The 3,724-nt window shown below is 58.5% G+C and carries 3 protein-coding genes; all 3 read right to left on the reverse strand.

What is annotated here, in order from left to right; genetic code table 11:
* Positions 1-151: 151 nt before the first annotated feature.
* The 3 genes from nadE to ALO64_RS07795 all read right to left on the reverse strand — a co-directional run bounded on the left by nadE (position 152) and on the right by ALO64_RS07795 (position 3,234).
* Positions 152-979 (reverse strand): ammonia-dependent NAD(+) synthetase, encoded by an 828-nt coding sequence (gene nadE, locus ALO64_RS07785; protein WP_004654655.1) that lies wholly within the window; start codon positions 977-979, stop codon positions 152-154.
* Positions 980-1,005: 26 nt separating this feature from the next.
* Positions 1,006-2,229, reverse strand: a complete 1,224-nt coding sequence (pncB, locus tag ALO64_RS07790) for a nicotinate phosphoribosyltransferase (RefSeq protein ID WP_044344580.1) — start codon at positions 2,227-2,229, stop codon at positions 1,006-1,008.
* Positions 2,230-2,328: 99 nt separating this feature from the next.
* Positions 2,329-3,234 carry a LysR substrate-binding domain-containing protein gene (locus ALO64_RS07795; RefSeq protein WP_004654659.1) on the reverse strand — a complete coding sequence of 302 codons (906 nt, stop codon included), beginning with the start codon at positions 3,232-3,234 and terminating at the stop codon, positions 2,329-2,331.
* Positions 3,235-3,724 lie beyond the last annotated feature (490 nt).

Raw genomic sequence — 3,724 nt, forward strand, 5'->3', positions numbered from 1 at the left:
TCCAGCGTGGGAATGCCGTGGGTGACGCTCTGCGTCACAGAACTGTGCCGCGCCGCACATTCAGGAACGGACGCAGAGCGTCCAGAAAGGCGTACCCACGCGGAGCATGGGCACGATGGTGTTGCTGCTCTCTCGTTCCGCACGTACCCACTCAAGGCGCGTACGGCAATTCGCGTTTGTGCTGGGTCTTGGCGTAGGTTTCGCAGATGATCTTGAAGGCTTCCTCACGCACCGGTTCACCGTGCAGGAAAGCGTCGATCTCGGCGTAGGTCACGCCGTGCGAGGCTTCGTCCGGTTTGCCGGGGGACAGGTCTTCCAGGTCCGCCGTCGGTACTTTCTCGACCAGTGATTCCGGTGCGCCGAAATGGCGGGCAATAGCGCGTACCTGGTTTTTCACCAGACCGCTCAACGGCGCCAGATCGCATGCGCCGTCGCCGAACTTGGTGAAGAAGCCCATGACCGCTTCGGCAGCGTGGTCAGTACCGATCACCAGCCCCTGATAAGCGCCGGCGACGGTGTACTGCGCGACCATGCGCATGCGCGCCTTGGTGTTGCCGAGAACGAAATCCACCGAGCTGGCTGGAAGACCGTCAAACGCCTTCACCTCGGCAGCCAGCGCCTTGACGCTGCTACCGATGTTGATGGTATGGCGCTCGTCCGGCTCGATGAAGTCGACCGAGGCCTGGGCTTCGTGCTCATCGGCCTGCACGACATAGGGCAGACGCACGGCGATAAAGCGGTAGCTGTTATCGCCTGTGCTCGCGCGCAATTCCTTCACCGCACGCTGAGCGAGCAAGCCGGCCGTCAGTGAGTCGACCCCGCCGCTGATGCCGAGCACCAGGGTCTTGAGCCGTGCGTTCTGCAGGCATTCCTTGATGAAACTGACGCGGCGGGCGACTTCGGCCTGTAGCGCGTTCTGGTCCGCGAAAGGTGGCTGGACCTTGAGCTGTTCAGCAATCTGGCGCTGTACGGCGTGCATGATTCACTCCTCGTAAATAGGACAATTCAAGCTGGTTTTTCAGGGCTCGGCAAATCCGGCACCTTGAACACATGTCGCAGGTAGGCGACAAAGTTCGGGTCCTTGCACTGCGTCTTGCCGGGCTCGTCGGAAATCTTTGCCACAGCCTGACCGGCGCATGCGGTCATTTTCAGCACCATGTTCATGGGCGCGATGCCGGGTATGTCGGCGGTCAGGTTGGTGCCGATCCCGAAGCTGACATTGATGCGTCCGCGCAACGCCCGGAAGATGTCGAGTGCATTGGGCAGGTTCAGCCCGTCGGAAAACACCAGCGTCTTGCTCATCGGGTCGATACCGAGCTTCTGGTAATGCGAGATGCATTTTTCGGCCCACTTCACCGGGGCACCCGAATCATGGCGCAAACCGTCGAACAGTTTGGCGAAGTACAGATCGAAGTCATTCAGGAATGCGTCAGTGGTGATGCAGTCTGTCAGCGCGATACCCAGCAGGCCGCGGTACTCGCGGACCCAGCAATCAAGCGCGGCGATCTGACTGTCGATCAGGCGCGGTCCCAGTTGCTGGTGGGCCATGATCCATTCGTGAGCCATTGTGCCCAGTGGTTTCAGGTCAAGCTGACGCGCCAGATGAACGTTGCTGGTGCCGACAAACTGGCCTGGGAAATCGTTTTTCAGGACACCAAGCATTTCTTCCTGCACGCGATAGGAAAAACGCCTGCGCGTGCCGAAGTCCGCCACTTTCAGCTCGGCCAGTTCATCGGCCGTGGCATGAGTGGTCAGCCATTCGAACTTGTCATACAGACGATCCCGCGCCTGACTGAGCAGGGTGTCAGGATAGCGGTGCCGGTTACGCACCTCACTGACGATCGCCAGCAGTGGCACTTCGAACAGAATGACGTGCAACCAGGGGCCGTGCAGGCGAATGCACAGCTCATCGTTTTCGATGCTGGTTTTCACATAGCGGGTGTTAAAGCGGAACAGTCCCAGAAACCTCAGAAAGTCCGGTTTTATGAACGTGATGCGCTCCAGAAAAGCCAGGTGTTCCGGGCTCAGGGACAGCTCGCACAGCAACTCGATCTGGTGTCTGATCTCGTCCAGGTAGGGGCGAAGATCCTCCCCGTTGCGGCACCGAAACTCCCACTCAACGTCGACGTTGGGGTAGTTGTGCAGCACTGCCTGCATCATGGTCAGCTTGTAGAAATCGGTGTCGAGCAGGCTTTGCACGATACGATTTGAAAAGGCGCTCTCGCTCATTGAATCGGGCTCTCCAGAGCAGCCGGATAATGTCGGACCCGCGACTTCCTGTCTGTCACCACGGAAAGCTCACGGCCGGATGGGTGGGCATTGTCGCCCTTAACGGGCCGGTTGATCCAACTGTTCCAGCATCCACTGCAGAAAAACCCGGATTTTGGGCACGTCGGCAGTGTGTTCCGGATAGGACAGGTAGTACGCACTGTTAGTGCTGGGCAATGCGTAATCCCAGGCAATCACCAGTTTGCCCTCGGCCAGTTCCTCCTCGACCAGAAAGCGTGGCAGCAGCGCAACGCCGCAGCCAACCTGTGCGGCGCGGATGCACATATAGAACGTCTCAAAACGCGGCCCGTGATAGCTATGGTCGGTGTGATAACCCTGGCTTTCGAACCATTCGTGCCAGGCCTCGGGGCGGAAGGCATTCTGCAGCAGGACCAGTTCGCTCAACTGAGTCGGGTCGCTGAGGGGTTCAACCGGCAGGCTCTCGGGTGAACACACCGCTACCAGTTCTTCGCCAAACAGCTTCACGCTTTCCGCGCCCGGTATGGCGGCCTGACCGAAGTAGAACGACACGTCGCAACGTCCCTTGATCAGGTCGTCGGACTCCTGTTCGTTGATCAGGTCCAGGTGAATATGCGGATGACGCAAGCGCCAGCCCTTCAGGCGTGGCACCAGCCACCTGGCACCGAACGTCGAGGGGGTGGACACCCGCAGTACCTCGGTTTCTCCGCCGTAAGAGCGCAGGAAGTGAGTGGACATCTCTATCTGGGTCAGGATCTTGCGCACTTCGGCCAGATACAGCGCCCCGGCTGGCGTCAACTGCAAACGGCGGCGGACGCGCTGAAACAGCAGGTGCTGAACCAGCTCCTCAAGCTGCGCAACCTGTTTGCTGACGGCGCTCTGGGTCAGGTTGAGTTCTTCGGCCGCGCGGGTGAAGCTCAGGTGCCGGGTCACCGCCTCAAAGCATTGCAATGCGGCTATCGAGGGCAGATGACGTTTGTTCAGCATGATGGTTTCTCTGTTCGAGGCGCGAGGGTGCAGACACGGGCACTATGAATAATCGGAATGATATCTCGCTTAAAGGTCGTTTGTCGGTCGCATGCGGGAAGGTTATTACTGCGGTTACGTGACGTGTTTTTCAGATTAAGGCGTTGATTCCGGCAGTTGCGGCTGAATCCGCTAGCCTCAAATGGTGCGTCTCGTAGCGTTCGCGCACCGGGCGTGTGCAATTCGGTGACGCGTGTTGTTACAGGTGGGTTGTCCAAAGGTATTGGGTCGGGTTGCTATTTGATCTGGCTTGGGTTGCCCTTTTTATGGGGAGGGTTGCACCTTTGGCGTCTCAAGCGGTTGTACGGCCAGCGACTTGAGCAGTCGTGTTATTGAATGGCTGGAAACGCATGACATTTTCAATAAGAAAAAAGTGATGGCACGGGCCTTGCTCTAAGCAAACGCGTATCCGGGCAATCATGTAACCGCACTGCTAAGTATCCTCTGAAAA

This window comes from Pseudomonas meliae (assembly GCF_001400515.1).
Taxonomy (GTDB): Bacteria; Pseudomonadota; Gammaproteobacteria; order Pseudomonadales; family Pseudomonadaceae; genus Aquipseudomonas; species Aquipseudomonas amygdali.